Annotated in this window: 1 protein-coding gene; it reads right to left on the bottom strand. The window is 67.8% G+C overall.

Going from position 1 to position 1,039, the window contains the following annotated elements; genetic code table 11:
* Positions 1–1,022: condensation domain-containing protein (locus AC07DF_RS41345; protein WP_478982778.1), on the bottom strand; the 1,022-nt coding region annotated here is incomplete at its 3' end.
* Between the last annotated feature and the right edge of the window lie 17 nt (positions 1,023–1,039).

Consider the following 1,039-nt stretch of genomic DNA (forward strand, 5'->3'; position numbering starts at 1 on the left):
GTGGCCTGCGGGAGCGGGTGACGGGTGTCGTTGTACTCCGTCAGCAGCCGGGTGCGTTCTTCCGGCTGGAGGATGTCGATGTCACCGATGCGCTGGTCAGGGTTGTTGATCACGGTGTGGATGATGTGGTGCAGGCGGTGCAGCATCCGCTCGGCGGTACCGGCATCGAGCAGGTCGCCGCTGTATTCCCAGGCGCCCTGCAGGCCCGCGGGACCGTCGGCGTCGTGGGCCTCGCTGATACTCAAGGACAGATCGAACTTGGTCACCGCCAGATCCACCGGTTCGGCCTGCACGCTCAAGCCCGGCAGGTCGACCGCTGCCTGCTCGATATTGTTGAAGGCCAGCATGACCTGGAACAACGGATGCCGGGCCATGGAACGATCCGGGTTGAGGACCTCCACCAGCCGCTCGAAAGGCAAATCCTGCTGCGTGTAAGCGTCCAGGTCCCACTGCCGTACCCGCTCAAGCAGCTCACCGAAAGTGGGATCGCCCGACGTGTCGGTGCGCAGGACCAGGGTGTTGGTGAAAAAGCCCACCAGGTCATCGGCGGCCTCGTCCATCCGGCCGGCCACCGGCGTGCCCAGCGGGATGTCCTCACCCGCACCCAGCCGGGTCAGCAACACCGCCAGCGCCGCCTGAACCACCATGAACGGCGTCGCCCCCGCGGACGCGGCCACCTCCACCACACCCTGATGCACCCGCCGGTCCCACTCGAACAGCACCCGCCCACCCCGATGCGAGGCCACCGCCGGACGCGGACGGTCCCACGGCAGCTCAAGCTCCGCAGGCAACCCCGCCAGCCGCCGGCTCCAGCCCCGCAACTGAGCACTGATCACACTGTCCGGATCCTCTTCCGCACCCAGCAACCCCTGCTGCCACACCGTGTAATCCGCGTACTGCACCGCCAACGGCTCCCACCGCGGCACCCGGCCCGCACACCGCGCCGCATACGCCGCAGCCAGATCACGCGCCAACGGCCCCATCGACCACCCATCCGTGGCGATATGGTGCACCACCAGCACCAACACCTCACCCCCCA

Source organism: Streptomyces sp. NPDC044719, from assembly GCF_056433405.1.